At 76.2% G+C, this 3,556-nt stretch carries 3 protein-coding genes and 1 pseudogene; 1 reads left to right on the top strand and 3 read right to left on the bottom strand.

The window, feature by feature from the left end:
* Positions 1–846: hypothetical protein (locus KBX39_RS26485; RefSeq protein WP_247660620.1), on the top strand; the 846-nt coding region annotated here is incomplete at its 5' end.
* Positions 847–949: 103 nt separating this feature from the next.
* On the opposite strand, the gene KBX39_RS26480 is transcribed toward KBX39_RS26485, so the two are convergent.
* The 3 genes and pseudogenes from KBX39_RS26480 to KBX39_RS26470 form a co-directional block, all read right to left on the bottom strand.
* Positions 950–1,783, bottom strand: a complete 834-nt coding sequence (locus KBX39_RS26480; RefSeq protein WP_210873054.1) for an S-adenosyl-l-methionine hydroxide adenosyltransferase family protein — start codon at positions 1,781–1,783, stop codon at positions 950–952.
* The gene (locus tag KBX39_RS26475) at positions 1,780–2,283 is read right to left on the bottom strand and encodes a GNAT family N-acetyltransferase (RefSeq protein ID WP_210873052.1); all 504 of its coding nucleotides are present in this window, start codon (positions 2,281–2,283) and stop codon (positions 1,780–1,782) included. The genes KBX39_RS26480 and KBX39_RS26475 overlap by 4 nt, the downstream gene beginning before the upstream one ends.
* Before the next feature lie 30 nt (positions 2,284–2,313).
* Positions 2,314–3,556, bottom strand: a pseudogene (locus KBX39_RS26470) (DEAD/DEAH box helicase); the annotation flags it as partial.

Genomic DNA, 3,556 nt, shown 5'->3' with positions numbered 1-3,556 from the left:
GAGTGGCGCGACGCCGCCGAGGCCGTGTTCGACGAACCGGTCCGCCGGGTGCAGGCGCGCGTCGTGCTGACCACCCGGGACGCCGCCTCGGAGGCCACCGTCACCGGGCTGACGCTCGCCGCCGACTCGGCCGCCACCACGGCGGTCCAGCCGGCCGCCCCGCTCACCTACCGGGTGTACGCGACCCGGATCGGCCTGGTCGGCGGCACCACCGCGAACGGGCACACCGTACGCGCCCGGGACCACTTCGCGGCGCTGCCCAGCCGGCGCGGACTGTCCCCGCGTGGCACCGGCGACTACACGGTCAAGGTCTGCACCACCAGCGGAAGCCGCTGCGAGTACGCCCCCGTCTGGGACGTCGGCCCGTGGAACACCCGCGACGACTGGTGGAACCCGTCGTCGATCCGGGAGAACTGGAAGGACCTGCCGCGCGGGCGGCCCGAGGCCCAGGCGGCGTACCAGAGCAACTACAACGGCGGGCTGGACCAGTTCGGACGCACCGTGCGCAACCCGGCCGGGCTGGACCTGGCCGACGGGACGTTCTGGGACGGGCTGCGGCTCACCGACAACGCGTGGGTGGACGTGACGCTGCTGTGGACAGGTGGCGGGGCGCGAGCGGTCGTCGGCTCCGGGCCGCTGAACCTGCGCGCCGGGGCGGGCACCTCGTACGCGAGCCGTGGCCTGGCCGCCACGTACGCCCAGGTGCCGGTGCAGTGCTACGTGACCGGGCAGAAGATCACCGGTACCTATCGCACCACGACGAGGTGGTACCGCCTGGTCGGCGGCACCTACGTCAGCCACGCGTACCTGTCCTCGATCTACGGCGGCACCGTCCCCCGCTGCTGACCCTGCCCTCTCGCCCCCTGACTCCCGTTGATCTTGCAGTTTCGGCCCTTTCGGTGGGGCATTTGTCCTCTGTGCCGAGGCGCCAACTGCAAGATCGCGGGGGTCAGGGGTGGGGGGTGGTGAGGGTGAGGAGGGCACCGGGGGTGGTGTGGAGGGTTTCTGCGGCTCGGCCGCTGTTCACCGCTATGGCGACCAGGCCGGCGGAGTCGACGTAGACCACCAGGGCGCCGGGCGGGGCGTCGCCGAACGTGCGGCCGTGGACCGCCTCCCGGCCGTTCACCAGCACCCGGGGTGGCAGGCCGTCGAGCAGCGTGCCCGGCGCGGCGAGCTGGACGTTGCCGAAGTGGTCGACGGTCAGCACCTCGGCGGTGAGGCTGCCCGGCTCGGCGCGGACCACCGGTTCCGGCAGCCGGACCAGCGTGCCCGGATCCACGGCCGGACCGGCCCCGGCCAGTGGCGCGCCCAGCGCCAGCCGCGCGGCCACCGGCGCGAACACGTCCCGCCCGTGGAACGTGCGGGAGACGGCCGGGCCGAGCCAGTCCGGGTTGGTCAGCTCCACCGCCGCGCTCACCCCGCCGAGCGCCTCGGCGGCCGGAAGCAGCAGCCCGTTGTCCGGCCCGACCAGCAGCCCGCCGGGCGCGGCCAGCGCGATGCCTCGGCGTGCGGTGCCGACACCCGGATCGACCACCGCCACGTGCACGCCCCACGGCAGGTACGGCACTGTCTGCGCGAGCACGGCCGCGCCCCGGCGTACGTCGGCCGGCGGCACCAGGTGCGTCACGTCGATCACCCGGACAGCCGGGGCGAGCCGGGCCAGCACCCCGTGGCACGCCGCCACGAACCCGTCGGCCAGCCCGTAGTCGGTGGTCAGCGAGACACAGCTCGGAACGTCGTCCGGCGTGGCGCGGCCCTGGCCCGCGGAGACCGGGCCGCTCATCGCCGCTCCGCCACGGTCAGGCGCCGGGCCAGGCGCAACTCGTCGTGCAGCGGGATGCCGTCCGCCCCGACCTCCGGGATCGTCGGCTTGACCGCGCGGGCCCGGTCGACAGCGCCCGCGTCCACAGCGACGATCCGCAGCCCCCGGCGCTGGTAGAAGCGCAGCGCGCCCAGGTTGTCGTTCGTCGTGACCAGCCAGATCCGGTCCGCCCCGGCGGCGGTGGCCGTCTCCTGCGCGGCGGCCAGCAGGGCGGTGCCCGCGCCGTTGCCCGGTGCCGCCGCGGCCAGGCTGACCACCTCCAGCCCGTCGGCGTCGACCCGGTACGCCAGCGCCCCGGCGAACCCGCCGGTCTCGTCCACCGCCACCAGCGTGGGCAGGTCACTCAGGTCGTAGCGGGCGTCGTGGACCACCACGATCGGCCCGCCCCACTCCCGCTCGTGCAACGCCGCCAGCGCCGCGCGGTCCTCGTCGCGCGCCTGGCGTACCCGGATCGAGGCCATCGGCACACCCTAACCGGGGCGGCCGGGCGGTCAGCCGCGCAGCCGCAGGCCGCGCGGGGTGGCGCGGAAACCGGCGGCGGTGAGCGCGTCGCGCAGCGGGGACGCGTGCACGGCCTCGCCGTCGGCGCGTTCCACCGAGATCGCGCCGAGCGCGCCGGAGTGCACCGCGTCGGCGAGCGCCTTGCCGGCCGCGCCGAGCGTGTCGGTGTCGTCGGTGAACGACAGGATCGTCCGGCCGCCCCGCTCCACGTACAGCACCACGTCACCACCGACCAGGACGACCAGCGCGCCCGCCTTGCGCCCGGCCCGGTGCCCGGTGGCCGGTGCCGCGCCGTCCCCGGAGTCGACCACGCGCTCGGGCCAGGGCAGCGCCGCGCCGTACGGGTTCGCCGGGTCGGTGGCGGCGAGCACCACCGCCGGGCCGCCCCGGCCCTGGCTGTCGTCGGCGAGCGCCCGGATCCGGTCGACCGCGCCGGGCACCGCGAACTGTGCCGCGCCCAGCCCTTCCACGAAGTAGCCGCGCCGGGCCGCCCCGCGTTCCTCCAGCGCGGACAGCACCGGGTAGACCCCGGCGAAACCACCGGTGACCTGTTCGGCCACGACCGCGCCCCGGGTCACCACGCCGTGCCGTTCCAGCAGCAGGTCGGCGAGCGCGGCAGCGCGTCGGGTGGGATCGCTGTCGCGTTCGGGCAGCCGGGACCAGCGACCGGCCATTGTGGGCGGGCCGCCCCGGCTGGGCAGCGCCACCCGGCCGGGCCGGCGGTAGCGGGTGCGCGGCGCCGACGGCCGGGACCGGTGCGCCCCGCCCGCGCCGAGCGCGGCCCGCAACGGGGCGAGCGTGTCGTTGGTGAGGTGACCGGCCCACACCAGGTCCCACACCGCGCCCGACAGGGCGGCGTCGTCGGTGGCGCCGACCCGGTCGGAGAGCGAGCGGAAGAACAGCGCCTGCCCGTCGGCGAGCGCGTCGAGCACTGATTCGTGCAGCGGGGTCAGCGTCAGCGCCTCGTCCGGCGGGGGGAGCAGCAGCGGGGCGACGTCGGCGTACGCGAGCGTCACCCACCCGTCGCCGCCGGAGATCGCGCCCGCGCCGGCCCACACCACCTCACCACTGGCGCACAGCTCGTCGAGCTGGGCGGGAGAGTAGTCGGCGACCCGGGCGGGCAGCACCAGGCGTTCCAGCGCGGACGCCGGCACGTTCACGCCCTGCAACTGTTCGAGGGCGGCGGCGACCGCCTCGACGCCCCGGGCCGACGAGCCGACCTGCTGCCAGCGG

The organism is Micromonospora sp. D75 (assembly GCF_018070405.1).
Lineage (GTDB): Bacteria > Actinomycetota > Actinomycetes > Mycobacteriales > Micromonosporaceae > Micromonospora > Micromonospora chalcea.
Note: the sequence above shows the minus strand (reverse complement) of the source record. Positions and strands in the feature narration are given on the sequence as shown.